This is a genomic window from Mycobacterium sp. NPDC006124 (assembly GCF_040614235.1).
In the GTDB taxonomy this organism is placed as follows: domain Bacteria; phylum Actinomycetota; class Actinomycetes; order Mycobacteriales; family Mycobacteriaceae; genus Mycobacterium.
The window spans coordinates 422,109-446,787 of the sequence record NZ_JBEXUA010000001.1 but is presented as its reverse complement, the minus strand read 5'-3'; the positions used below and the strand labels follow the sequence as shown (position 1 = coordinate 446,787).

General features: G+C 69.7%; 23 protein-coding genes. 8 read left to right on the top strand and 15 right to left on the bottom strand.

Annotated features, from left to right (window positions below):
- Positions 1-60: 60 nt before the first annotated feature.
- The 7 genes from sepIVA to ABZ195_RS02090 form a co-directional block, all read right to left on the bottom strand.
- Complete coding sequence (gene sepIVA / locus ABZ195_RS02120) at positions 61-798, bottom strand: cell division protein SepIVA (protein ID WP_355214407.1); 738 nt, start codon at positions 796-798, stop codon at positions 61-63.
- A 192-nt stretch (positions 799-990) separates the two neighbouring features.
- On the bottom strand, positions 991-1,470 hold the full coding sequence (gene coaD, locus ABZ195_RS02115) for a pantetheine-phosphate adenylyltransferase (protein WP_355214406.1): 480 nt from the start codon (positions 1,468-1,470) through the stop codon (positions 991-993).
- An 11-nt stretch (positions 1,471-1,481) separates the two neighbouring features.
- On the bottom strand, positions 1,482-2,048 hold the full coding sequence (gene rsmD, locus ABZ195_RS02110; protein WP_355214917.1) for a 16S rRNA (guanine(966)-N(2))-methyltransferase RsmD: 567 nt from the start codon (positions 2,046-2,048) through the stop codon (positions 1,482-1,484).
- Positions 2,045-5,446: a pyruvate carboxylase gene (locus ABZ195_RS02105; RefSeq protein WP_355214404.1), complete on the bottom strand. Its 3,402-nt coding sequence runs from the start codon at positions 5,444-5,446 to the stop codon at positions 2,045-2,047. The genes rsmD and ABZ195_RS02105 overlap by 4 nt, the downstream gene beginning before the upstream one ends.
- Positions 5,447-5,482: 36 nt before the next feature.
- The gene (locus tag ABZ195_RS02100) at positions 5,483-6,112 is read right to left on the bottom strand and encodes a vitamin K epoxide reductase family protein (protein ID WP_355214402.1); all 630 of its coding nucleotides are present in this window, start codon (positions 6,110-6,112) and stop codon (positions 5,483-5,485) included.
- Positions 6,109-6,951: a thioredoxin domain-containing protein gene (locus ABZ195_RS02095; protein WP_355214401.1), complete on the bottom strand. Its 843-nt coding sequence runs from the start codon at positions 6,949-6,951 to the stop codon at positions 6,109-6,111. Before ABZ195_RS02095 ends, ABZ195_RS02100 begins: the two co-directional genes overlap by 4 nt.
- A 34-nt stretch (positions 6,952-6,985) precedes the next feature.
- Positions 6,986-8,041, bottom strand: a complete 1,056-nt coding sequence (locus tag ABZ195_RS02090; protein WP_355214915.1) for an alpha/beta hydrolase — start codon at positions 8,039-8,041, stop codon at positions 6,986-6,988.
- A 94-nt stretch (positions 8,042-8,135) separates the two neighbouring features.
- Between ABZ195_RS02090 and ABZ195_RS02085 the strand changes: the two genes are divergently transcribed.
- Together ABZ195_RS02085 and ABZ195_RS02080 are read left to right on the top strand one after the other, a co-directional pair.
- The gene (locus ABZ195_RS02085) at positions 8,136-8,993 is read left to right on the top strand and encodes an aldo/keto reductase (protein ID WP_355214399.1); all 858 of its coding nucleotides are present in this window, start codon (positions 8,136-8,138) and stop codon (positions 8,991-8,993) included.
- A 5-nt stretch (positions 8,994-8,998) separates the two neighbouring features.
- Positions 8,999-9,835, top strand: coding sequence for an aldo/keto reductase (locus ABZ195_RS02080; protein ID WP_355214397.1), 837 nt, complete (start codon positions 8,999-9,001; stop codon positions 9,833-9,835).
- A 10-nt stretch (positions 9,836-9,845) separates the two neighbouring features.
- On the opposite strand, the gene ABZ195_RS02075 is transcribed toward ABZ195_RS02080, so the two are convergent.
- The 3 genes from ABZ195_RS02075 to ABZ195_RS02065 are packed head-to-tail and all read right to left on the bottom strand — an operon-like array spanning position 9,846 to position 14,424.
- Positions 9,846-10,547, bottom strand: coding sequence for an HNH endonuclease family protein (locus tag ABZ195_RS02075; protein WP_355214395.1), 702 nt, complete (start codon positions 10,545-10,547; stop codon positions 9,846-9,848).
- Entirely contained in the window at positions 10,544-12,793 is a 2,250-nt protein-coding gene (recG, locus tag ABZ195_RS02070; RefSeq protein ID WP_355214393.1) for an ATP-dependent DNA helicase RecG, read from the bottom strand. Before recG ends, ABZ195_RS02075 begins: the two co-directional genes overlap by 4 nt.
- A 2-nt stretch (positions 12,794-12,795) precedes the next feature.
- A complete protein-coding gene (locus ABZ195_RS02065) occupies positions 12,796-14,424 on the bottom strand; it encodes a DAK2 domain-containing protein (protein WP_355214391.1) in 1,629 nt (542 codons plus the stop codon).
- Between the two features lie 212 nt (positions 14,425-14,636).
- Between ABZ195_RS02065 and rpmB the strand changes: the two genes are divergently transcribed.
- Positions 14,637-14,831, top strand: coding sequence for a 50S ribosomal protein L28 (gene rpmB / locus ABZ195_RS02060; RefSeq protein ID WP_264000057.1), 195 nt, complete (start codon positions 14,637-14,639; stop codon positions 14,829-14,831).
- Positions 14,832-14,865: 34 nt separating this feature from the next.
- Here rpmB and ABZ195_RS02055 read toward each other — a convergent pair whose 3' ends face one another.
- Both ABZ195_RS02055 and ABZ195_RS02050 read right to left on the bottom strand, forming a co-directional pair.
- Positions 14,866-15,549 (bottom strand): uracil-DNA glycosylase, encoded by a 684-nt coding sequence (locus ABZ195_RS02055; protein ID WP_355214389.1) that lies wholly within the window; start codon positions 15,547-15,549, stop codon positions 14,866-14,868.
- Positions 15,550-15,576: 27 nt separating this feature from the next.
- Positions 15,577-16,533 (bottom strand): thiamine-phosphate kinase, encoded by a 957-nt coding sequence (locus tag ABZ195_RS02050; RefSeq protein WP_355214387.1) that lies wholly within the window; start codon positions 16,531-16,533, stop codon positions 15,577-15,579.
- Positions 16,534-16,633: 100 nt separating this feature from the next.
- On the opposite strand from ABZ195_RS02050, the gene ABZ195_RS02045 reads away from it, so the two are divergent.
- Both ABZ195_RS02045 and ABZ195_RS02040 read left to right on the top strand, forming a co-directional pair.
- Positions 16,634-16,876: an Lrp/AsnC ligand binding domain-containing protein gene (locus ABZ195_RS02045; RefSeq protein WP_355214385.1), complete on the top strand. Its 243-nt coding sequence runs from the start codon at positions 16,634-16,636 to the stop codon at positions 16,874-16,876.
- A gap of 9 nt (positions 16,877-16,885) precedes the next feature.
- Complete coding sequence (locus ABZ195_RS02040) at positions 16,886-17,461, top strand: DUF3515 domain-containing protein (RefSeq protein WP_355214384.1); 576 nt, start codon at positions 16,886-16,888, stop codon at positions 17,459-17,461.
- Here ABZ195_RS02040 and ABZ195_RS02035 read toward each other — a convergent pair.
- The 3 genes from ABZ195_RS02035 to ABZ195_RS02025 are packed head-to-tail and all read right to left on the bottom strand — an operon-like array spanning position 17,458 to position 20,681.
- Positions 17,458-18,573 (bottom strand): D-alanine--D-alanine ligase family protein, encoded by a 1,116-nt coding sequence (locus tag ABZ195_RS02035; protein WP_355214382.1) that lies wholly within the window; start codon positions 18,571-18,573, stop codon positions 17,458-17,460. The two genes, ABZ195_RS02040 and ABZ195_RS02035, sit on opposite strands and share 4 nt — an antisense overlap.
- Positions 18,574-18,591: 18 nt before the next feature.
- Positions 18,592-19,695 (bottom strand): cystathionine gamma-lyase, encoded by a 1,104-nt coding sequence (locus ABZ195_RS02030; protein ID WP_355214381.1) that lies wholly within the window; start codon positions 19,693-19,695, stop codon positions 18,592-18,594.
- Between the two features lie 5 nt (positions 19,696-19,700).
- On the bottom strand, positions 19,701-20,681 hold the full coding sequence (locus tag ABZ195_RS02025) for an NAD(P)H-dependent glycerol-3-phosphate dehydrogenase (RefSeq protein WP_355214914.1): 981 nt from the start codon (positions 20,679-20,681) through the stop codon (positions 19,701-19,703).
- A 63-nt stretch (positions 20,682-20,744) separates the two neighbouring features.
- On the opposite strand from ABZ195_RS02025, the gene cofC reads away from it, so the two are divergent.
- The 3 genes from cofC (at position 20,745) to ABZ195_RS02010 (ending at position 24,618) form a co-directional block, all read left to right on the top strand.
- Positions 20,745-21,422 (top strand): 2-phospho-L-lactate guanylyltransferase, encoded by a 678-nt coding sequence (cofC, locus tag ABZ195_RS02020; protein ID WP_355214379.1) that lies wholly within the window; start codon positions 20,745-20,747, stop codon positions 21,420-21,422.
- Between the two features lie 22 nt (positions 21,423-21,444).
- Positions 21,445-23,619, top strand: coding sequence for an RNA degradosome polyphosphate kinase (locus ABZ195_RS02015; protein ID WP_355214378.1), 2,175 nt, complete (start codon positions 21,445-21,447; stop codon positions 23,617-23,619).
- 66 nt (positions 23,620-23,685) lie between these two features.
- Complete coding sequence (locus tag ABZ195_RS02010; RefSeq protein WP_355214376.1) at positions 23,686-24,618, top strand: NUDIX hydrolase; 933 nt, start codon at positions 23,686-23,688, stop codon at positions 24,616-24,618.
- The last annotated feature ends 61 nt before the right edge of the window (positions 24,619-24,679 follow it).

The window sequence follows — 24,679 nt, the reverse complement described above, 5'->3', positions numbered from 1 at the left end:
TCCTACGGCGGTGGCCCCGCCCGCCCCGAATCCAATCGGCGGCGGGACGGCTGAGGGCCTCTACCGTTGCGCGTAGTCGTGGGTGCCGGCGGCAGTCCGCAGCTGATGGCGTCCCCGTCCGACGGAGCGCAGCGTGCCGTTGAGGTAGTCCTCGAACTCGGCGAGCTTGCTGTCGACGTAGATGTCGCACTCGCCGCGCAGACGATCCGCCTCGGCGTGGGCGGTGTCGATGAGACGCGTCGCCTCCGACGTCGCGGTCTGCACGATCTCGGTCTGCGAGACCAACCGCTGCTGTTCCTTGATGCCCTCTTGGACGGCCTTCTCGTAGGACAGGTTGCCGTTCTCGATGAGGCGGTCGGCCTCGGCCTTGGCCCGTCCGGTGCTGGCTTCGTACTCGCGCTTGGCGGTGGACATGATGCGGGTGGCCTCCTCACGGGCCTCGCCGACCATCCGTTCGCTGTGCTGTCGCGCCTCGGCCACCATGCGGTCGGCCTGGGCCTTGGCGTCGGCGACCATGCGGTCGGCCTCGCCTCGGGAGTGGTTGAGCAGCGAGTCGGCCTCGGCTGTCGCACTGGCGACCATCGAGTCGGCGTGCGCCTTCGCGTCGTGCAACATCCCGTCGCGGGCGTCGAGCACGTCCTGGGCGTCGTCGAGTTCGCCGGGGATGGCGTCCTTGATGTCGTCCAGCAATTCGAGCACGTCGCCTCGGGGCACCATGCAGCCGGCCGTCATCGGCACACCGCGGGCTTCCTCGACGATCGCTCCGAGCTCGTCGAGCGCCTCAAATACTCGGTACACGGCAACACCCTCCCGGCCTAGTTGGTCGTTACCAGTGTGCCTGGTGTTACTCGTGTGACTCGGGACGCCACGCCGGTGAGTCGCGCATTCACCGCAACGCCGCGTCCCCCGTCGAGTGTGCTGTGAGATCGCGATCACGCCGAAGTTCGCGATCTGTCCGCACACGCGGCGCAGAGGAAGGGGCGGTTGGGATCAGCGCGCGGCGAGCTTGGACCGCAATCGCGCATTGACCGGCTCCGGCAGCAACGCCGACACGTCCCCGCCGAGCAGCGCGACCTCCTTGGCCAACGACGACGAGACGAACGAATACTGCGGATTGGTGGCGACGAAGAAGGTGTCGACGCCCGCGACGTGCTTGTTCATCTGCGCCATCTGCAACTCGTATTCGAAGTCGGTGCCCGAGCGCAGACCCTTGACGATCGCCGACAGACCACGGGAAGTCGCGAAGTCCACCACCAACCCGGTTCCGCTCTCCACGCGCACGTTCGGCAGATGTGCCGTCGACTCCCGGATCAGCTCCATCCGCTCCTCGGCGGTGAACATGCCCTTCTTGCTGGGGTTCACCAGCACGGCGACGACGATCTCGTCGAACTGGGCGGCTGCCCGTTCGAACACGTCGACGTGACCGAGGGTGACGGGATCGAACGAGCCCGGGCATACGGCGCCACTCATGTCCGACGACGCTACGCGATCTCGCCGAACTCCAGGCGGGTGTCTCCGTAGCGGCGCTCCCGGTCCGCAGCCCACCCGGCGGGCCACGTCACCGCGGGCGCCGATGCCGGGCGCTCGAGGACAGCGACGGTGCCGTGCGCCACCCAGCCGCCGTCGACCAGCACCGTCAGCACCGCGGTCACGTCGGCCGAGGACACCTCGTAGGGCGGGTCGGCGAACACCAGATCCGCGGGCCGGTCGGTGCCGACGGCCAGCACGGCGGCGACGGTGCCGCACCGCACGGTGGCACCCGTTGCCCCGAGTGCGGCCGCGTTCTGCTCGATGACCGCCGCCGCGCGCCGGTCGGCCTCGACGAAGACCGCGGTGTCTGCGCCACGCGAAAGTGCTTCCAGACCAAGCGCACCCGAGCCGGCATACAGGTCCAACACCGCGCTTCCCGCGAAGTCCAGCCGGGCGGCCAGCACGTTGAACAGCGACTCCCGGACCCGGTCGGTGGTGGGCCGGGTCCCGCGCCCGGCCCGACCCTGCGGCACCACGAGCCGGCGGCCGCCGAACTGGCCGCCGATGATCCGGGTCAGCGGATCACCGCCAGCAGGTCCCCGCCCTCCACCTGCGCCGTGGCCGAGACCGCCACGCGTTCGACGGTGCCCGCCTTCGGAGCGGTGATCGCCGCCTCCATCTTCATGGCCTCGATGGTGGCGATGGTCTCCCCCGCGTCGACCGTGGCCCCGGCCTCGACGGTCACGGTGACCACGCCGGCGAACGGGGCGGCCACGTGGTCGGCGTTGGTCCGGTCGGCCTTCTCGGCGGCGGGGACGGTGTCGGCGATGCTCTCGTCGCGCACCACCACCGGCCGAAGCTGGCCGTTGAGGATGCACATCACCGTGCGCATCCCCCGCTCGTCGGGCTCGGAGATGGCCTCCAGGCCGATGATGAGGTCGACGCCGCGTTCGATCTGGACGCGGTGCTCGTCGCCGTAGCGCAGACCGTAGAAGAACTGGTTGGCCGACAACCGCGACGTGTCGCCGTAGACCTCGCGGTGCGCCTCGAAATCCCTTGTCGGGCCGGGAAAGAGCAGCCGGTTCAGCGTCTGCTGCCGACCGACGCCCGGCTGGGCCAACCGGACTTCGTCGGCGGGGTCGAGCGGCTCGATCGGCTTGGCCGGGGCGCGTCCCTGCAACGCCTTGGTGCGCAGCGGCTCCGGCCATCCTCCGGGTGGATTCCCAAGGTCGCCTCGCAGGAACCCGATGACCGAGTCGGGAATGTCGAACCGCGCGGGGTCCTCGGCGAATTCGTCGGCCGTGACGCCCGCGCCGACGAGCGCGAGCGCGAGATCGCCGACCACCTTGCTCGACGGCGTGACCTTGACCAGATGGCCCAGCACCCGGTCGGCACCGGCATAGGCGTTCTCGACGTCCTCGAACCGGTTGCCCAGACCCAGCGCGGTGGCCTGCTGGCGCAGGTTGGACAGCTGCCCACCCGGGATCTCGTGGCTGTACACCCGGCCCGTCGGCGCGGGAGGACCGGATGCCGCAACATCGAAGGGCGCGTACACCTTTCGCAGCGCCTCCCAGTACGGCTCGAGCTCGCAGACGTTGCGCAGCGACAATCCGGTGTCGTACGGGGTGTGCATCGCCGCGGCGACGATCGAGGACAGTGACGGCTGACTGGTGGTGCCCGCCATGGGTGCCGCCGCACCGTCGACCGCACTGGCCCCGGCCTGCCACGCCGCGGTATAGGTCGCCAACTGCCCGCCCGGGGTGTCGTGCGTGTGCACGTGCACCGGCAGATCGAAGCGACTGCGCAGCGCCGAGACCAACGTGGTGGCCGCGGGCGCCCGCAGCAGGCCGGCCATGTCCTTGATCGCCAGCACGTGGGCACCTGCCTGCACGATCTGCTCGGCGAGCCGCAGGTAGTAGTCCAGGGTGTAGAGCGTCTCGCCGGGATCGGAGAGATCGCCGGTGTAGCTCATCGCCACCTCGGCGACCGCCGTGCCGGTCTCCCGGACGGCGTCGATGGCCGGGCGCATCGAGTCGACGTCGTTGAGCGCGTCGAAGATTCGATAGATGTCGATGCCGGTGGCCGTGGCCTCCTGGACGAATGCCGCCGTCACGACCTCTGGGTACGGGGTGTAACCCACGGTGTTTCGCCCCCGCAGCAGCATCTGCAGGCAGATGTTGGGCACCACCTCACGCAACGCCGCGAGCCGCTCCCACGGATCCTCCTTGAGGAACCGCAGGGCGACGTCGTAGGTCGCCCCACCCCAGCACTCCAGCGACAGCAGTTCCGGGGTCATCCGCGCGATGTAGGGCGCCACCGCCAGCAGACCAGAGGTCCGCACCCGCGTTGCGAGCAGCGACTGATGGGCGTCGCGGAAGGTGGTGTCGGTGACCCCCACCGCGGGAGAGTCACGCAGCCAGGCGGCGAACCCCTCCGGCCCCAGCTCGACCAACCGCTGCCGGCTACCGGGCGGCGGCGTCGACTCGGTGTCCCTGACCTCGATGTCGGGCAGCTTGTCCTGCGGGTAGACCCGATCGCGATCGCCATAGGGCGAGTTGACCGTCACCTCGGCGAGGTAGTTGATGATCTTCGTGCCGCGGTCGGCCGAGGCGTGCCCGGTCAGCAGTTGGGGTCGTTCGTCGATGAACGACGTCGTGACGCGGCCGGCGCGGAAGTCGGGGTCGTCGACCACCGACAGCAGAAAGGGAATGTTGGTCGACACCCCGCGGATGCGGAACTCCGCGAGCGCCCGCCGAGCCCGCGCGACCGCGGTGGAGAAGTCCCTGCCCCGACACGTCAGCTTGACCAACATCGAGTCGAAGTGCGCGCCGATCTCCGCACCGAGGGTGGTGCCGCCGTCGAGCCGGATGCCCGCCCCACCCGGAGACCGGTATCCGGTGATGCGCCCGGTGTCGGGGCGGAAACCCTTGGCGGGATCCTCGGTGGTGATGCGGCACTGCATGGCGAAACCCCGGGGCGGGGGCAGTGTCTCCTGGCTCAGGTTCAGATCGGCCAGCGTCTCCCCCGCCGCGATGCGCAGCTGGCTGGCGACGAGGTCGACGTCGGTGATCTCCTCGGTGACGGTGTGCTCGACCTGGATCCGGGGGTTCATCTCGATGAAGACGTGCTTGCCGCGCTCGTCGAGCAGGAACTCCACCGTCCCGGCGCACGAATAGCCGATCTGGCGAGCGAAGGCGACCGCGTCCCCGCAGATCTTGGCTCGCACCTCCTCGGACAGATTGGGGGCCGGTGCGAGCTCGATGACCTTCTGGTGGCGACGCTGCACGCTGCAGTCACGCTCGTAGAGGTGCATGACGTTGCCCTTGGCGTCGGCCAGGATCTGCACCTCGATGTGACGCGGGTTGAGCACCGCCTGCTCGAGGTAGACCAACGGATCGCCGAACGCGGACTCCGCCTCGCGGCTGGCGGCCTCGATGGACTCGGCCAGCGCATCGGCGTCGGTGACCCGCCGCATCCCGCGACCACCGCCGCCCGACACCGCCTTCACGAACAGTGGGAACTCCATGTCGGCCGCTGCGGCGACCAGATCCTCCACCGAGGCCGACGGATCCGAGGACGCCAGCACCGGCAGTCCGGCGTTGCGGGCCGCGGCGATCGCGCGGGCCTTGTTGCCCGTCAACTCCAGGACGTGGGCGCCGGGTCCCACGAAGGTGATGCCCGCCTCGGCGCACGCGGCGGCGAGTTCGGGGTTCTCCGACAGGAAGCCGTAACCCGGATACACCGCGTCGGCACCGGAGTGCCGGGCGATGCGGATGATCTCGTCGATGGAGAGGTAGGACCGGACGGGGTGCCCCGGCTCGCCGATCTGATACGACTCGTCGGCCTTCAACCGGTGCGGCGAGTTGCGATCCTCGTAGGCGTACACCGCGACGGTGGCGATGTTCATCTCGTAGGCGGCTCGGAACGCCCGGATGGCTATCTCACCGCGGTTGGCGACCAGGAGTTTGGAGATCACGCGGGCTACCCTAACGCGGTCCTCGCCCGGACCGGCCTAGATCAGCGTCGACCAGTAATTCCAGAAGCGGACCAGGATCAGCAGGATCAGTCCGGTGAACCACAGCGCCACCAGCGACCACCGCCACTGGTGGACGATGCGGGCTAAACCGTTGCCCGCCAACGGGCGCAGCGCGATCGACGAGACGACGACCAGCAGCGGGATCGTCACCGTCCACACCACCATGCAGTACGGGCACAGTGCGCCGATCACGTAGAGGCTCTGATAGATCAGCCAGTGCACGAAGACCACACCGATGAGCGTCCCGACCGCCAGACCGGCCCAAAACCATTGCGGCAAGGCCACCTTCGCCACGGCCAGCACGCCGGCGACGACCACGACCGAGAAGGCGACGACGCCGAGCAGCGAGTTGGGGAAGCCGAACTCCGCGGCCTGCGGAGTCACCATCACCGAACCGCACGACAACACCGGGTTGATGCTGCACGACGGCACGTAGGCCGGGTTCTCCAGCAGCTTGACCTTCTCGACGGTCAGCGTGATGGCCGCGGTCAGCCCGACTGCACCGGCGATCAGCACCCAGACCGCGCTCGGCATGCCGACGGGCCGGGCGGACCGGCTCTCGGCGGGCGCAGCCGACGGGGTCGGCTCGGTGGTGGTCGAGGTCATCTCGTGGTGGTGGGGATCGGGCTGGCCGGGGGCGCCGCGGCCGGGGTCTGGACCGGCGCGGTGGCCGTCGGGGTCGGCGCCGGTGCGGGGGGCGCGGCACTGGCACCGGGGATGTCGCCGACGATCTCCTTGATCTTGGCCACGAGTGCGTTGGGGGTGGAGAACTGGTAGTCCTCGCCGTTGATGCGCACGGTCGGCGTGCCGGTGATCTTGTTGGCGGCCGCAAGGCCCTTCACCATGTCGAGGTAACGGCCGTTGTTGATGCAGTCCGGCACCTTGCCGGCCACCCCGGCCTGCCGGGCGGTCTCGATCAGCTGCTGGTTGGTCGGGAACGACGTGCCCGTCTCGCTGGGCTGCTGGGCGTACATCGCCGCGTGGAAGCGGCGGAACGCCTGCTTGTCCGGACTGGTGTCCTCGTCGGCCACGCAGTAGGCGGCGGCGCCGGCCCGCGAAGAGTAGTTCTGGTTCGCCGGGCGGTCCAGGATGGCGACCATGTAGAAGTCGGTGGCGATCGCGCCGCTGTCGATCAGCGTGCTGATCGTCGGGCCGAAGGTCTGCTCGAAGTTTCCGCACACCGGGCACAGGAAGTCCTCGTAGAGCGACACCACGGCCTTGGGCTCGGTGGTACCCGGCTTGGTGACCACGCTGCTGGTCGCGACGCGGATCGCCTTCGACTCGCCACCTGCCGGTTTCGTGCTGCCAGAACTGACGATGTAGGCGACCAGCGCCACGGCGAAGATGACCACCACCGCGGTGAGTCCGACTTGGATCATCACGTTGCGCTTGCGGTCGGCAGCCTTCAGGTCGTAGCTGGCGGTCTTCTTGGGTTTCGTGGCCACGGCACTAGGGTACCGGCGGCCTGCGGCGGTTTACTTAGGCCCGGCTCAGGTGCGCCCGAACGGCGGAGACCACCTCGGCGGTAGCGGTCGCGCTGGCGCCACCCAGCGGGAAGAAGTTCGCGAAGGCGTGCACCACCGGACCGAACTGCCGATGGTCGACGGGGACGCCCGCGGCGGCCAGTGCCTCGGCGTACTGGTTGCCCTCGTCGCGGAGCGGATCGAAGCCGCCGGTGAGCACCATCGCCGGAGGCAGACCGGAGAGGTCGTCGGCCAGCAGCGGGGAGACCCGCGGATCGCCGACGTCGAGCGCAGATCCGGTCAGGTAGTTGTCTCGGAACCAGTCCATGTCCTTCTTGGTCAGGAAGAAGTTCTCCGCGAAGAGCGTCTTGGACCTGGTGTCGCTGGAGAAGTCGGTGGCGGGGTACAGCAGCACTTGCAACGCTGGAACGGTGATGTCGTCGTTGCGCGCCAGCTGCGACACCACCGCGGCCAGGTTGCCTCCGGCGCTGTCGCCGCCGACGGCCACCCGCGTGGGGTCGGCCCCAAGTTCGGCGGCGTGCGCCAGCGCCCAGCGGTAGGCCGCGTAGCAGTCGTCGACCGCGGCGGGTGCGGGGTGTTCCGGTGCCAGCCGGTAGTCGACGGCCATGACGTGGATCCCGGCGTCGCGGCACAGCAGTCGGCAAAGCGCGTCGTGGGTCTCGAGGTCGCCGACGACGAATCCGCCGCCGTGGAAGAACACCAGCAGCGGAGCCGGGCCCGCTGACGAGCGCTCGCGCGAGGTGCCACCCGACACCGAGACGTCGGCCGGTGTGTAGTGCCGGACCGGCAGCGGGCCCGTCGGCCCCGGGATCGTGGAGTCGCGCACGCCGACGGATATGCCAGCGTCGATCATCGCCGACAGCGTGCGCAGCTGAGAGCGGGCGACGGCGACGTCACTACTGGCCACCAGCCCGTTGACGCCGGCCGAGCGTTGGGCGGCCAACATGAACTGCAACGTCGTGTCGAGGGTGTTGCCGTCGACGGTCACCGTGCGGCGCCGCAACAGCAGCCGCTTGACGGCGTCGGGCACGTGCGGCAGAACTCGCAGCATCACCCGACTGGTGGCGTTGAGGACTGCGAGCCGAGCGGGGCCCGGGAGCGCGGCCTCCGCGTGCGGCACGGGTCGGACTGGCAGACTCGCCGTCATGGCATCTCCTTCGAACACGTCGGGTTCCTCGGTGGCGCTCAACGACGGGAACTCGATTCCCGCCGTCGGCCTCGGAGTGTGGCAGACCCCGGCCGGTGAGACCGAGCGCGCCGTTCGCGCCGCGCTGGACGCAGGTTATCGGCACGTCGACACCGCGGCGGCGTACGGAAACGAGGCGGAGGTGGGCCTGGCGCTCGCCGGTGCGGCCGAGACGGGTCTGGCCAGGGACGACGTCTACGTGGTCACCAAGCTGTGGAACGCCGACCAGGGCTACGACTCGACGCTGCGTGCGTTCGACCAGAGCATGTCGAAACTGGGGCTCGACTACCTCGACCTCTACCTCGTGCACTGGCCGTTGCCGGAGGTGAACCGATTCGTCGACACGTTCAAGGCGTTCGCCCACCTTCGCGATCAGGGCCGAATTCGCTCGATCGGCGTCAGCAACTTCGAACCGGAGCATCTGACGACCCTGGTCGACGCGACCGGAATCGTGCCGGCGGTCAACCAGATCGAGCTGCATCCCCTTCTCCCCCAACGAGAGTTGCGCGAGGTGCACGCCAGGATGGGCATCGCCACCGAGGCGTGGAGCCCGCTGGGGCAAGGATCGCTGCTGGAGAACGCGACATTGGTCACCATTGCCCAGGCCCACGGCAAAACGCCAGCGCAGGTGCTGATTAGGTGGCACGTCCAGCTCGGTAATATCGTCATCCCGAAATCGGTGAACCCCGACAGGATTGCGAGCAACTTCGACGTGTTCGACTTCGCACTGAGCGAATCGGACATGGCGTCCATCGAAACGCTCGACGACGGGACTCGACTGGGTCCCGATCCACGGACCTTCAACTTCACAGGGTAGGTGACATGACCTCGGCGGCAATTCCAGCGGTGGCACTCAACGACGAGAACAGCATTCCGTCGCTCGGGATCGGGGTCGGCGAGCTGTCCGACGACGAAACCGAACGCGCCGTGTCGACCGCGCTGGAGATCGGTGTGCGGCTGATCGACACCGCGGCGGCCTACGGCAACGAGGCGGCCGTCGGACGCGCCATCGCCGCGTCGGGCATCCCTCGCGCGGAGATCTTCGTCACGACGAAGCTGGCGCATGCCGACCAGGGCTTCCGGGCGGCGCAGGACGCGTGCCGGGCCAGCATCGACCGGCTCGGCACCGACTACGTCGACGCCTATCTGATCCACTGGCCGGGCACCGACCCCGGCGTCTACCTGCACAGCTGGGGCGGCATGCTCAAGCTGCGCGAGGACGGGCTCGCCAAGTCGATCGGCGTGTGCAACTTCTCGGCCGAGGACCTGTCCAACCTCGTCGACCTGTCCTACGTCGCGCCCGCCATCAACCAGATCGAGCTGCACCCCCTGCTCAACCAGGCCTCGCTGAGGGCGGCCAACGCCGAGCACGACATCGTCACCGAGGCCTACGGCCCACTGGGCGTCGGCCGACTGCTCACCAACGCGACCGTGACGTCGATCGCCGCGGAGTACGGCAAGTCCCCGGCCCAGATACTGATCCGGTGGAGCCTGCAGCTCGGCAACGTGGTGATTCCGCGGTCGGCGACCCCGGGGCGCATCGTCGAGAACGCCGACGTCTTCGAGTTCGAACTCTTGGCCGAGCACATGGAGGCGCTCGACGGCCTCGACGAGGGCACCCGCTTCCGCCCGGACCCGGCCACCTACGACGGGTCCTAGGCCTTCCGGCCTACCCCAGCGGGCAGGTGCTCGCGGCCTCGCGCAACACCACCGCCGAGCGGTCGTCGACCGGCAGGGCATACCCGCGGAGCACGGCGGCGAACTGCACCGCGTACTGGCACCAGAACGCATGGTTCGGAGGCATCCAGTCGGCCGGCTCGGAGTCCCCCTTGTCCTGGTTCGCCTTGCCCTGCACCGCAAGCAGATTCGCGGGATCGTTGGCGAATCGGCGGCGCATGTCGTCGGTCCAGTTCCGGGCGCCGAGATCCCAGGCCAGCGCCAGCGGCACGATGTGGTCGATCTGCACCGCCGCCCCCACCTGATTTCCCCGGGTGAACGGGATGGTCTCGTTGGTGTACGGGTCGTACAGCGTGCCGGTGGCGACCGCGGTCGGGCACCGTGAGATCGCCGTGAAGGTCTTGTCGACGAGGTCGCGGTCGAGGATGTCGTTGCGGGTGTCGCAGCCGTTGTGCCCGCCGGGTGCGGAGGTGTCATCGGTCCACGCCTCACCGAATGCCGCTCGTCGGTAGTCGTTTCCGTGCACGCGCGTCGGCGTCGACGCAATCCCGGCGAGGACGTCGACTCCGGCTGCCACGACGGGGACGTCGGCGTCGGCGACGTAACGGGCCTCGCGGTCGGCGGCGGTGGTGACCTGAACCGCGACCACGATCGCCACGGCCACCGCCGCGATCAACCAGCCGGGCGACCTCACGCCTTGTCCAGGTAGTCGACGCGCTCGGTCTCGACGAACGGCGCTGCCAGCGTGGCGATCCCGGGGTTGTCCGCGAGCGTGGGGTCGACGTCGTAGATCTCCTCGACGAACGCGCGGGCCGCCTCGATCACCTCGCGATGTTCGGCCAGCGACAGCATCTTCAGGGTGATGGGCCGGCCCGATTGGCTCAACCCCAGCACGTCGCCTTCGCGCCGCTCCTGCAGGTCCAGGTCGGCGAGGACGAAGCCGTCCTGGGTGGAGGCGACGGCCTTCAACCGTGCCCCCGCCTTGGATTCCTCGGGGAGGTTGGTCGCCAGCAGGCACAGACTGGGGTGCGCGCCGCGCCCGATGCGGCCCCGCAGCTGATGCAGCTGGCTGATGCCGAACCGGTCGGCGTCCATGACGACCATGACCGTGGCGTTGGGCACGTCGACGCCGACCTCGATCACCGTCGTGCACACCAGCACGTCGACCTCGCCGGCACGAAACGCCGTCATCACGGCGTCCTTCTCCTCGGCGGGCAGCCTGCCGTGCATCAGCCCGAGGCGCAGACCCCGCAGCGGCCCGGCGTTCAACTTCTCGTACAGCTCGACCACCGACGTGGTCGGCGGACCGTCCTGGGTGACCGTCGCCTTCTTGCCGGATCCCTTTGCCGTGCCGTCGTTCTCGTCGATGCGGGAGGCGACGACGTAGGCTTGGCGGCCCGCGTCGACCTCCTCGACGATGCGCTGCCAGGCTCGTTGCAGCCACGCCGGCTTCTGCCCGACGAAGATGGTGTTGGTGACGATCGGCTGCCTGCCCCGTGGCAGCTCACGCAGCACCGAGGTCTCCAGATCGCCGTAGACGGTCAGCGCGACGGTTCGCGGAATGGGCGTCGCCGTCATCACCAGCAGGTGCGGCGTGATGCCGTCGACGGCCTTGGCGCGCAGGCGGTCTCGCTGCTCTACGCCGAACCGGTGCTGCTCGTCGACGACGACCATGCCCAGGTTGCGGAATTCGACGGTGTCCTGCAGCAGCGCGTGGGTGCCGATCACGATGCCCGCCTCGCCGCTGGCGACCTCGTCGCGCACCTGCCGCTTGACCGGTGCGGTCATCGACCCGGTCAGCAGCGCCACCCGGGTCGCACCGTCTTGACCGCCGAGCTCACCGGCCGAGGCCAATGGTCCGAGGACGTCGCGAATGGACCGGAAGTGTTGGACGGCAAGCACTTCGGTGGGCGCCAGCAATGCGCACTGATAGCCGGCGTCGACCATCTGCGCCATCGCCAGCACGGAGACGATCGTCTTGCCCGATCCCACCTCGCCCTGCAGCATGCGGTGCATCGGCTTGTCGTCGGCGAGTTCGACCCTCAGCACGTCGAGCACCTCGCGTTGGCCCTCGGTGAGGTCGAACGGCAATTGCTCTGCCAGTGCAGCCGCCAGCCCCCCCGTCCGCGGTGGCGCCGACGGACCCGTCGATCTCAGCTCGCCATGGCGCCGTTCCACCAGCGCCCACTGCAGGCCGACGGCCTCGTCGAAGGCCAGCCGCAGTCGGGCGCGTTCGCGCTCCTGCTCACGCTCGGCGAGGTGGATGTCGCGCAGCGCCTCGTCCTCGGTCGGCAGATCCCAGTGATAGCGAAGGGGTTCGGGCAGCGGGTCGTCGAAGGGGTCCAGCACGTCGAGCACCTGGCGCACGCACGCGTAGAGGTCCCAGCTCTGCACCTTGGCCGTGGCCGGATAGATGGGAAAGAAGTCGCGTTCGAAGGCCGAGAGCAGCACCTCCCCGTCGGCCGCGCGCGAGGTCTCGGCGATCGTGGCGAGCGACTTGGTGCCCCGGCCCTGACCGGCGCCCTCGAGCACGAGGAAGGCGGGGTGCGTCAATTGCATGGTGCCGTTGAAGAAGCCGACCTCACCCGAAAGCATCAGCCGGGTGCCCTCCGTCAGGATCTTCTTGGTGAACCTGGCATTGAAGAAGGTGGCCGTGACCTTTGGTTTGCTGTTGGCCAGGGTGATCACCAGGAACTCGCGCTTGGGCTGGCGGTTGGTCCAACGGAGGTCGGCCTTGGCGATCACGTCGACGAAGGTGACGTGCTCACCCTCCCGGGGCGGCTCCCAGCCCTCCTCGAGCACGGAGATGCCGTGGCTGTAACCGCGCGGGTAGTGGCGCAGCAGGTCGTCGACCGTGCGCAGACCGAGGTGCTCCTCCAGCGGCTTGGCGGCCTTGGCGCCGATGACCCGGTCCAGCCGGTCGGTGAGCTTGACCGTCATCGCTACTCCACCCCGATCAGCAGCGCGTCACCCCGGTGCCCCGTCTGATAGGTCACCAGTTCGGCACCGAGGTGGTGCCGGTGGACGTGCTCGCGCAGAGCGGCGCCCACCGCGGGGTCGACCCCGTCGCCGGTGAGGACGGTGACCAGTTCGCCGCCGGCACCCAGCAACAGGTCGATCAGGCCGGCGCCCGCGGCGGTGACGTCGCGCGCGACGATGAGGACCTCATCACCGGAGATGGCGAGTCCGTCGCCGGGCCGGCAGGAACCTGCCCAGGTCAGCGCCTTCTCGGTGGCCACGCGCACCGAACCGTGGCGGGCACCGCCCGCGGCCCGCGCCATCGTGTAGCCGTCGTCGACGGCTTGGCGGGTGACGTCGTGGACGGCCAGCGCCGCCAGCCCCTGCACCATCGAGCCCGCGGGCACCGGCACCACGTCGATGCCCCATCCGATCGCGGCGGTGCAACCGGCCACCAGCTCCTCGGCCGCGACGTAGCCGTTGGGCAGCACGAGGATCTGCGCGGCGCCCGCGTCGACGAGGGCGCGCAGGAGCTGGTTGGCACTGATCGCGGCGTCAGCGTCCCTACGCAGGACGTGCGCGCCCTCGCCCTCGAACAGATCGGCGGCGCCGTCACCGTCGACGACGGCCAGGACGGCCCGGTCGCGCGTCCACCCGCCGGAGGGACGGGACCCGCCGCCGGTCAGGGCCGTGATCTGGATGCGACTCGGGGTACCGGCGTTCAGCCCGGCTTCGACCGCGGCGCCCGCATCGTCGGTGTGCACGTGCACCGAGTAGCGCCCGTCGGTCCCGGAGGCGGCGATCGTCACCGAGTCGCCGAGCTGCTCGAGGCGCAGCCGGAGGGCATCGAGCCCGGCGTGGTCGCACCGGTCGACGACGTACATGACCTCGAACTGCGGGGGAGCCTCGGCGGTGACCTCGGCCGCAGACGCGTCGAGCCCGGTGCGCTCGTAGGTCGCGCGCTGCGGGGCGTGCCCGGTGAGCGTGGCGGTGAGCGCGTCGAGCAGGACGAGCAACCCTCGGCCGCCGGCGTCCACCACACCGGCCTCGGCCAGCACGTCGAGCTGCTCGGTGGTCTTCTCGAGCGCGACGACCGCGGCGTCGGCCGCCGTGGCGACGACCTCCACGACGTCCGCGCCGTCGTCGGCGGCACCTTCGGCGGTGCTCGCCGCCGCCGCGAGCACCGAGACGATGGTGCCGGGAACGGACTCGCCAACCGAGGCGTTGGCCAGTACGACCGCGTGCCGCAGCGACGACGCGAGCAGCCGCCCGTCGAGGTCGGCCAGCACCCCGTCGCGTTCCTCGGCGGCGCCGCCCGCGACGTCGGCCAGGCCGCGCAGGATCTGCGAGAGGATCACCCCCGAGTTGCCGCGGGCACCCTGAAGTGCGCCCTCGGCGAGGGCCGCGGCCACCTCGGCGACGTCGGTGGTGTCCACCGACTCCGCCCTGGCGCCTGCCGCCCGCATGGTGAACAACATGTTGGTTCCGGTGTCCGCGTCGGCGACGGGAAACACGTTGAGGCGGTTGATCTCGTCGGTCCGGCCAATCAGATGGTCGACGGCGGTGTGCGCCCATTCGCTCAATGCGGTGGCGTCGAGCCGGCGTGCGGACATGCCCAACCGCCTCTCCTCGACCCAACGCGGCTACGTGCGCGTCAGCCTAACCACTCTGCCCGACAGCGCCCTGGCGCCGCCGCGTTCATCCACGAGCCGTCGCGACGGTGGACATCGTTTTGGCGATCGCACGGGCGGCCGGTATCCTGGTCAGGTTGTTGGGTCACCCGCGTTGCGGTCGTTGGCCCCCAGTACCGATCAAGGAGTTTCACATGGCTGCGGTTTGCGATGTCTGCGGAAAGGGCCCCGGCTTCGGCAAGTCGGTGTCGCACTCCCATCGTCGGACGAACCGCCGGTGGGACCCGAACATCCAGACGGTGCACGCCGTCTCCCGCCCCGGTGGCAACAAGAAGCGCATCAACGCCTGCACCTCGTGCATCAAGGCGGGCAAGGTCACGCGCGGCTGATTGCCGCTCCACCCCTCGACCCGGCGACCTGCCCCTAGGGCAGGCGCCAGTCGACCGGTTCCCCACCCAGCTCGGTCAGTAGTTCGTTCGTCCGGCTGAACGGTCGAGAACCGAAGAATCCGCGCGACGCCGACAGCGGCGACGGATGCACCGACTCGATGGTCGCGCAGTGCGCACCTGCCAGCATCGGCTTGAGTGTCTGCGCGTCCCGCCCCCACAGCACCGCCACCATCGGCGTCGACCGGGCCACCAGGGCTCGGATCGCGCAGTCGGTGACGGCCTCCCATCCCTTGCCGCGGTGCGACGCCGGGCTGCCCGCGCGCACCGTCAGCACCCTGTTGAGCATCATCACGCCCTGCTCGGCCCACGGCACGAGGTCACCGCAGCTCGGCGCGGGATGACCAAGATCGGTGACGTACTCCTTGAAGACGTTGTCCAGGCTCCGCGGCAACGGACGGACGTCGGGCGCCACCGAGAAGCTGAGCCCGACGGCGTGCCCGGGAGTCGGGTACGGATCCTGTCCGACGATCAGCACGCGCACCTTCTCGAGCGGAAAGGTGAAGGCGCGCAGCACGTTCTCCCCTGCCGGCAGATAGCGCTGACCCGCGGCGATCTCGGAGCGGAGGAATTCGCCCATCTGGGCGACGTGGTCCTCGACCGGGGCGAGGGCGGTGGCCCAACCGGGGTCGACGAGTTCGGAGAGGGGGCGCGCAGTCACGAGAGGTCAACCTAGCGGCCGGTGAGCTCAGAACGACCGCCAGCCCCCGGGCCCGATCCACGGAGCCCCGTCGACCAGCACCCGCGCCGGACCGTCGAGCACCACGCCCACGGCACGCCAGCCGGCGGGAATCTCGCCGGGGAACGTCGCGACGAGCGCGTGGTCCTCACCGCCGCCGAGCACCAGTCCCCAGGGGTCCTCCCCCGTGGCCGCGGCCGCCGCTGCGACGGCGTCGTGGTCGGCGGCCAGCGCGGCCCGCGACAGGTCCATTCCCACGGCGGAGGCGTCGGCCACGTGGCGCAGATCGGCGAGCAGTCCGTCGGAGACGTCGGTCATCGCGGTGGCACCGGCGTCGGCGGCCACCCGGCCCTGCCCGTACGGCACCGACGGCACGAGGTGGTCGCGGCGCAGCTCGGGGAAGTCACGAACTTCGTTGCGCCACAACGCATAACCCGCCCCCGAGCGACCGAGATCGCCGACGACGGCGACCGTGTCCCCCGGTCGGGCTCCGTCGAGCAGCACCGCCGACCGACCGGCCAGGCCACCGAGCACCGTCACCGACACCACCCACAGCGGCGCGGCGACCAGGTCGCCACCCACGATGCTCGCCCCCAACGTCTCGGCCTCGGTCCACATCCCGTCGGAGAGTTCCTGAGCGGCGGCGCCGGCAGTGTCCTCGGGTGCGCCGAACCCGACGACGAACGACGTCGCCGCCGCGCCCATCGCCTCGACGTCGGCGGCGTTCTGCGCGATGGCCTTTCGGCCGACGTCGTACGGCGTGGACCAATCGAGCCGAAAGTGCCTGCCCTCGACCAACATGTCCGTGGACACCACCACCCGCCCGTCGGGTGCGGTGACCAACGCGGCGTCGTCGCCCGGGCCGACGAGCACTCCCGGCGGGTGGGCACGACCGTGCACGAGGCGGTCGATCACCGCGAACTCGCCGAGGTCGGCCAGCGTCTCGGCGCGCTCGTCGTCAGCCATCACACCCCTCGATTGCGAGTCCTGAACACCGGCGCGACCTGCGGTAGGTTTGGGTCCCTGCGGCGTGGAGTCTATGCAGCCCGAACGGAGGACGGCGCGAGTGGTCGAGGCATTCATGCTGATTCAGACCGAGGTGGGTCGCGCCGAGGTGGTAGCCGAGCGACTGGCGGCGCTGCCCGGGGTGGCGTCGTCGGAGTACGTCACCGGGCCCTACGACGTCGTGGTCCGCGTGGCCGCCGAGACGAACTCGGAGTTGCAGTCGGTCGTGGTGCGCAGCGTTCAGGGGGTGACGGGGATCACCCGCACCCTGACCTGTCCGATCGCCGGAGTACGGCACTCCTAGAGTGCAGGGGTGACCGAGTTCGTTCCCCCATCCGTCCCGCCGGAAGCTCCCGAGGACGCCTCCGACGGACCTCCCCGTCGAGTCCTGGTCGCGGCGGTCGGCGTCGCAGTCGTGGCGGTCGTAGCCCTGCTGGCCGTGGCGGCCACCCGTGAGGCGACTCCCCCGCCGGCGCCCGTCGCCATCGCGGCCGCGCCCGCACCCCAGGCCGACAGCGACGGGTGCAAGGCGCTGATGGCCGACCTTCCCGACGACCTCGACGACTACCACCGTGCCGAGGCGATGGCCCCCGCGCCGCAGAGCACCGCCGCGTGGCAGGCCGAGCCGGGTGGCGACCTGGTGGTCCTGCGTTGCGGAATCGACCGGCCCGACGACTTCTCAGCCAGCGCACCGCTGCAGGGCGTCGACGACGTGCTGTGGTTCCGCATTCCCGGAGACGGCCGTACCACCTGGGTCGCCGTCGACCGGCCGGTGTACGTCGCGTTGACGCTGCCCGAGGGTTCGGGGGCGACACCGATCCAGCTGCTGTCGCGGGCGGTGGCCAAGGCGCTGCCCGCGGTCACCCCCGATCCGGGACCGGTGCGCTAACGCAGACCGGTGCCCCGCGCGACCGCCGTGTCGACCATCGCGGCGAGCAGCGTCGGATAGTCCACGCCGCTGGCGGCCCACATCCGCGGGTACATCGAAATCGTGGTGAAGCCCGGCATGGTGTTGATCTCGTTGATCACCGGGCCGTCCTCGGTGAGGAAGAAGTCGACGCGGGCGAGGCCCTGGCAGTCGATCGCCCGAAAGGCCTTGATCGCCAATCGTCTGATCTCGTCGGCGATCTGGTCGTCGACCTTCGCGGGCACGTCCAGCTCGGCGGCGTCCTCGAGATACTTGGTGGCGAAGTCGTAGAACGCGTCCTCCCGGCCACGGACGCCGGCCACCCTGATCTCCCCGACGGTGCTGGCCTCGACGTGACCGTCGGGGAATTCCAGGACGCCACACTCCAGTTCGCGCCCGGGCACCGCGGCCTCGACGATCACCTTGGGGTCGTGGCGGCGGGCGTGGGCGATGGCCGCGGGGAGCTCGTCCCAGGCGGTGACCCGGCTGACACCGATCGACGAGCCGCCGCGGGCGGGCTTGACGAAGACGGGCAGCCCGAGCCGCTCGCGGTCCTCGAGTTCGACGGTGTCGTCGTGGGCGCGCAAGACCACCTGGTCTCCGATCGGCAGACCCTCGGCGGCGAGCAGCTTCTTGGTGAACTCCTTGTCCATGCCCGCCGCACTGGCCAGCACACCGGCACCGACGTAGGGCACCCCGGCCAGTTCGAGCAGGCCCTGGATGGTGCCGTCCTCGCCGTAGGGTCCGTGCAGCACGGGGAACACGACGTCCACCGAGGCCAGGACGTCACCCGGGCCGTCGCCGAGGGACAGCAGCTCACCGCGTCGTCCCGGATCGGCGGCGAGGGCGAGCGCCGTGCCCGCTGCGCTGGTGACCTCGGGCAGCTGGCCGTCGGTGATGGCCAATGACTCGTGGCCACCGTCGGTGAGCACCCAGGAGCCCTCGGGGGTGATGCCGACGGCGACGACGTCGAAGCGCTCCGGATCGAGGTTGCGCAGGATGCTGCCAGCCGAAACGCACGAGATGGCGTGCTCGGAGCTTCGTCCGCCGTAGACGACGGCGACGCGGACACGGGGGCTCGAGCTGTCGGTCACAACCTAGAGAGGCTACCGCTAGGCCAGTGCAGCGGTGATGTCGGCGATCAGATCGTCGGTGTCCTCGATGCCCAGCGACATCCGCGCGAAGCCCACGGGCACGGGGTCGCCCCAGCGCGCACGGCGGTCCAGCGAGCTGTGCAGGCCACCGAAACTGGTGGCGGCGACCAGCAGGGCACTGCGCTCGACCAGCCGGTGCACGGCGGCGGCGTCGGCCAGTTCGAACGCGACGAGGCCGCCGAAGCGTCGCATCTGCGTGCACGCCACGGCGTGGGCCGGATCCTCGGGCAGCCCGGGATAGCGCACCGACTTCACCGCCGGATGTTCGCGCAGCATCAGGGCCATGGCCATGGCGTTGTGACATTGTCGCTCGAAGCGCAGCCCGGCGCTGCCGAGGCTGCGCAGCGCGAGCCACGCCTCGAACGGGCCGAGGATGGCTCCGGCCAGCAGCCGTTCGCGTGCGACGGCGGCCATCACCTCGGCGTGACAGCTGGCGACGTATCCGGCGAGCAGGTCGCTGTGTCCCGACAGGGCCTTGGTGGCGCTGGCCACCACCACATCGGCACCGAGCGAGAGGGGTTGCTGCCCAAGCGGCGTCGGCGCGGTGTTGTCGACCACGAGGGTGGCGCCGCGGCTGCGGCAGACGATCGCCAACGCATGCAGGTCGACGACGTCGAGGGTCGGGTTGACGGGGGTCTCCGCGATCACGACGTCGGCGGTCTCGGCAGCGGCGCACATGTCGGCGGCGGGCACCTCGTGAACGACGACGCCGAGGGGGGCCAGGTATTCGGCGGCGTAGAGGCGCACCTGGTAGTACCCGTCGGCGGGGACCACCAGGGTGCTGCCCGGCTTGGTCACCACGCGCAGCACCGAGGTGATGGCCGCCATCCCCGATCCGAAGCACAGCGCCGAGGTGGCGCCCTCGAGTTCGGCCAGCGCCGACTCGAGTTGGCGCCAGGTGGGATTGGAGCTGCGACCGTAGGTGTCGCCGGGCTCGGACTCGTCGGACGAGAGGTGGTAGGCCGCGACCGGCACCGGCGGCGAGGACACCGGTTGACCGGGAACGTGTTGGGAGGCAGCAGCTTTGACGCTGCGAGTGGAATCCCCGTAGTGGGCGCTCACGACGTCTACTCCGGTTTCGTACTGCGACCGAGGAGCAGTGCCACCGCGGCGTCGACCGACAAACCCCGGTGGCACACCCGGTGCACCGCGTCGGTGAGCGGCATCTCGACGTCGTAGCTCTCGGCCAGCGCGAGCACCGACTGGCACGAGGTGACGCCTTCGGCCACGTGACCGCCCGCGTCGCGCAGTGCGGTCTCCATGGTTCCGCCGCGGCCCAGCCGTGCCCCGAACGCCCGGTTGCGTGACTGGGGGGAGGTGCAGGTGGCCACCAGGTCGCCGACGCCGGCGAGCCCTGCGAGCGTGGCGCCCTTGGCCCCCAACGCAAGTCCGAGTCGCATGATCTCGGCGAGACCGCGGGTGATGATCGCCGCCGCGGTGTTCTCCCCCAGGCCCACCCCGGCAGCCATGCCGCTGGCGAGGGCGATGACGTTCTTGCACGCGCCGCCGATCTCGGCGCCGACGACGTCGGAGTTGGTGTACGGCCGGAAGTAACCGGTGGAGAAGGCGCGCTGCAGGGTCACGGCGCGGCCGGAGTCGGTGCAGGCGACGACGGTGGCCGCGGGCTGCTCGTCGAGGACCTCACTGGCCAGGTTGGGCCCGGTGACCACCGCGACGCGAGAGGGGTCGACGCCGGTCACCTGGACGATGACCTGGCTCATCCGCAGCAGCGTGTTCAGCTCGATGCCCTTGGCCACGCTCACCAGCGTGGTGTCGGCACCGATGTGGTCGCGCCACGGCACCAGATTGGCGCGCAACGTCTGCGACGGCACCGCGAGCAGCACGGTGCAGGCGCCGTCGAGTGCGTCGGCGGCGTCACCCGTCGCCCGGATCGAGGACGGCAATTCGACCTCGCCGACGTAGCCGGTGTTGCGGTGGGTGTCGTTGATCTCGTCGGCCAGCTCGCTGCGCCGCGACCACAGCGTCACCTCGTTGCCCGCGTCGGCGAGCACCTTGGCCAGAGCGGTACCCCACGCCCCAGCACCCATCACTGCCGCCTTGACCACGGGAACAAATCTAGCCTGAGTCGCGCTGCTGGCAGGATGACATGCATGACCGGGGCGAGCGCAGCGACGGGGAATGCACCCGGGGCGGCGGCGGAGAACCGAGGCCTTGGGCTGATCATCGCCGTGAAGCGACTGAGCGCCGCCAAGACGCGCCTCGCCTCGGCGTTCTCCCCCGGTGACCGCGAGGGCGTGGTGCTGGCCATGCTCCTCGACACGATCACCGCCGCGTCGTCGGTGATGGCGGTCCGCACCATCACCGTCGTGACCCCGGATCCCGTCGCCGCCGAGGCCGTGCGAGAGCTCGGCGCCCGTGTCTTCGACGATCCCACGCCCGCGGGGCACCCCGACCCGCTGAACAACGCGATCGCCGTCACCGAGGCCGCGATCCGTGCGGAGACGCCGAACGTCGGCGTACTGCAGGGCGACCTGCCCGCGCTGCAGGCGCGTGAGCTGGCCGAGGCCGTCGCCCGGGCCCGTCAGCACGAGCGCAGCTTCGTCAGCGACCGGCATGGCACGGGCACCTCGGCCCTCTTCGCGTTCGGCGTTCCGCTCGACCCCGTCTTCGGTGCGGATTCGGCACGCAGACATAGGGATTCGGGTGCGGTCGAGTTGACCGGCGAGTGGCCCGGGCTGCGCTGCGACATCGACACTCCCGACGACCTCGCCACCGCGTTGGGCCTCGGGGTGGGGGCCGTCACCAAGAACACCGTCGGCGGCACCTAGCACCTGCGCGCGGGCATGGGGGATGATCATCGGTGTGACCGAAGCCGAGACACGACCTTCCACCACGGACTGGGTATCGGACGGCAGCACGCCCGACGCTCCGCCGGCCACCACCACGGGTGTCGTCGACCCCTCCGAGTCCGAGGCCCTGCCCGACGACCGCTACCTGAACCGCGAATTGAGCTGGCTCGACTTCAACTCGCGGGTGCTGGCGCTGGCGGCCGATCCGTCGCTGGCGCTGTTGGAGCGGGCCAAGTTCCTGGCCATCTTCTCGTCGAATCTCGACGAGTTCTACATGGTTCGCGTCGCGGGCCTCAAGCGCCGCGACGAGATGGGGCTCTCCGTTCGCTCGGCCGACGGCCTCTCCCCGCGGGAGCAGTTGAGGCGCATCGGCGAGCGCACCCAGCAGCTGGCCAGCAGGCACGCCAAGGTGTTCATGGAGTCCGTGCGGCCTGCCCTGGCCGACGAGGGCATCATCGTGGTGACGTGGGCCCAACTCGACGACGACGAACGCGCGCGACTGTCGGTGTACTTCCACGAACAGGTGTTTCCGGTCCTCACGCCGCTAGCCGTGGACCCCGCCCACCCGTTCCCCTTCGTGAGCGGGTTGAGCCTCAACCTGGCGATCACCGTCCGCCAGCCCGAGGACGGCACTCAGCACTTCGCGCGAATCAAGGTGCCCGACAACGTCGACCGCTTCGTCGAACTTGGCCCGCGCGAAGGCGGCGCGGCCATCCGGTTCCTTCCGATGGAGGAACTGATCTCGGCGTTCCTGTCGGTGTTGTTCCCGGGGTTGGAGGTCGTCGAGCATCACGCCTTCCGCATCACGCGAAACGCCGACTTCGAGGTCGAGGAGGACCGCGACGAGGACCTGCTGCAGGCTCTGGAGCGCGAACTCGCGCGTCGCCGCTTCGGGTCGCCGGTGCGACTCGAGGTCGCCGACGACATGACCGAGAACATGCTCGAACTGCTGCTGCGCGAACTCGACGTGCACCCGGGTGACGTGATCGAGGTGCCCGGCCTGCTCGACCTGTCGTCGCTGTGGCAGATCTACGGGGTGGACCGACCCAAGCTCAAGGATCCGCCCTTCGTGCCCGCCACGCCGCCGGCGTTCGGGGAGCGGGAGACACCGAAGAGCATCTTCGCCACCCTGCGCGACGGTGACGTGCTGGTGCACCACCCGTATGACTCGTTCTCCACGACGGTGCAGCGCTTCATCGAGCAGGCCGCCGCGGATCCGAACGTGCTGGCCATCAAGCAGACCCTGTACCGGACGTCCGGTGACTCCCCGATCGTCAGCGCGCTGATCGACGCCGCCGAGGCAGGCAAGCAGGTCGTCGCCCTCGTCGAGATCAAGGCCCGCTTCGACGAGCAGGCCAACATCAAGTGGGCGCGCGCCCTCGAGCAGGCTGGCGTGCACGTGGTCTACGGTCTGATCGGTCTCAAGACCCATTGCAAGACATGCCTCGTCGTGCGCCGGGAGGGTTCGACGATTCGGCGCTACTGCCACATCGGCACCGGCAACTACAACCCCAAGACCTCGCGGCTCTACGAGGACGTGGGGTTGTTGACCGCCTCCCCCGACATCGGCGCCGATCTGACCGATCTCTTCAATTCCCTTACCGGGTACTCCCGCAAGGTCTCCTACCGAAATCTGCTGGTCGCCCCGTACGGCGTGCGCAGGGGGATCATCGAGCGCATCGAGCGCGAGATCGCCGCCCACCGCGACGGCGGTGACGCGCGGATCCGGGTGAAGGCCAACGCCCTCGTCGACGAGCAGGTCATCGACGCGCTCTACCGTGCCTCACAGGCGGGGGTGCCGGTGGAGGTCGTGGTGCGCGGCATCTGTGCGCTCCGGCCCGGAGTGCCGGGATTCTCCGAGAACGTCACGGTGCGGTCGATTCTCGGGCGGTTCCTCGAGCATTCGCGAATCATTCACTTCCGCGCCATCGACGAGTTCTGGATCGGCAGCGCCGACATGATGCATCGTAATCTCGACCGTCGCGTCGAGGTGATGGCACAGGTGAAAGATCCACGATTGTCCGATCAGCTCAACGACGTGTTCGAGTCGGCGATGGATCCGACCACCAGGTGCTGGGAATTGGGGCCCGACGGTCACTGGACCGCGTCGCCGCACGAGGGTCAGACGGTGCGAGACCACCAGGTCTCGCTGATGGAACGCCACCGGCACCCGTGACACCGGCGGGTGTCCGGCGGCTGGCGTGCTGATCGTCACGTTCTCGAATGACCTGCAGGAGTTGAGGTGACGAAGAAATCGCCGTCGTCGACGGCCAAGAAGGTGACGTCGGCGGCCGGTGCGGTGCTGTGGCGTCCCGACGAGGACACCGGTGGGGCGACGCCGCCGCTGGTGGCGGTCGTGCACCGGCCACGCTATGACGATTGGTCCTTGCCCAAGGGCAAGGTGGATCCCGGTGAGACCGAGCCGGTGACCGCCGTGCGCGAAGTCCTCGAAGAGACGGGCTACGCCTCGGAATTGGGCCGGCGGCTGGCCGCGGTCAGCTATCCGCTGGAGTCGGGCGTCAAGCACGTTCGGTATTGGGCCGCTCGCGCGCTGGGCGGTGAGTTCAGCCCCAACGACGAGGTCGACGAGCTCCTCTGGCTCTCCCCCGCCACCGCGCTCAAACGATTGCAGTACCCCGACGACCGGAAGGTGCTGCGGCGCTTCGCCAAGAAGCCGGCCGACACCCGGACGGTGCTCGTGGTGCGGCACGGGACGGCCGGCACCAAGGCCCGATACAAGGGCGACGACCGCAATCGACCGCTGGACAAGCACGGTCGCGCGCAAGCCGAATCGCTGGTGGGGCAGCTTCTGGCCTTCGGCGCCACCGAGGTCTACGCCGCCCCGAGGGTGCGGTGCCACCAGACGGTCGGTCCGCTGGCCGACGAGCTGGGCGTGCCGATCCACGACGAGCCCACGCTGACCGAGGAGGCCTACGCCGACGCCCACGGTCCGGCCCGGCGGCGCATGCTGGAGATCGCCGCAACCCCTGGCACGCCGGTGATCTGCTCGCAGGGCAAGGTCATTCCGGATCTCATCGCCTGGTGGTGCGACCGTGACGGCGTGCGACCGGACAGGTCACGCAACCGCAAGGGCAGTACCTGGGTACTGTCGCTGGTCGACGACACGTTGATCGCCGCCGATCACATCGGCAGCCCCTTGGCCGCCGACGGGTAGTCCAGACACAGACACGCCGTGGATCGGAGCGATCCACGGCGTGCCTTGTACCGGAATGACT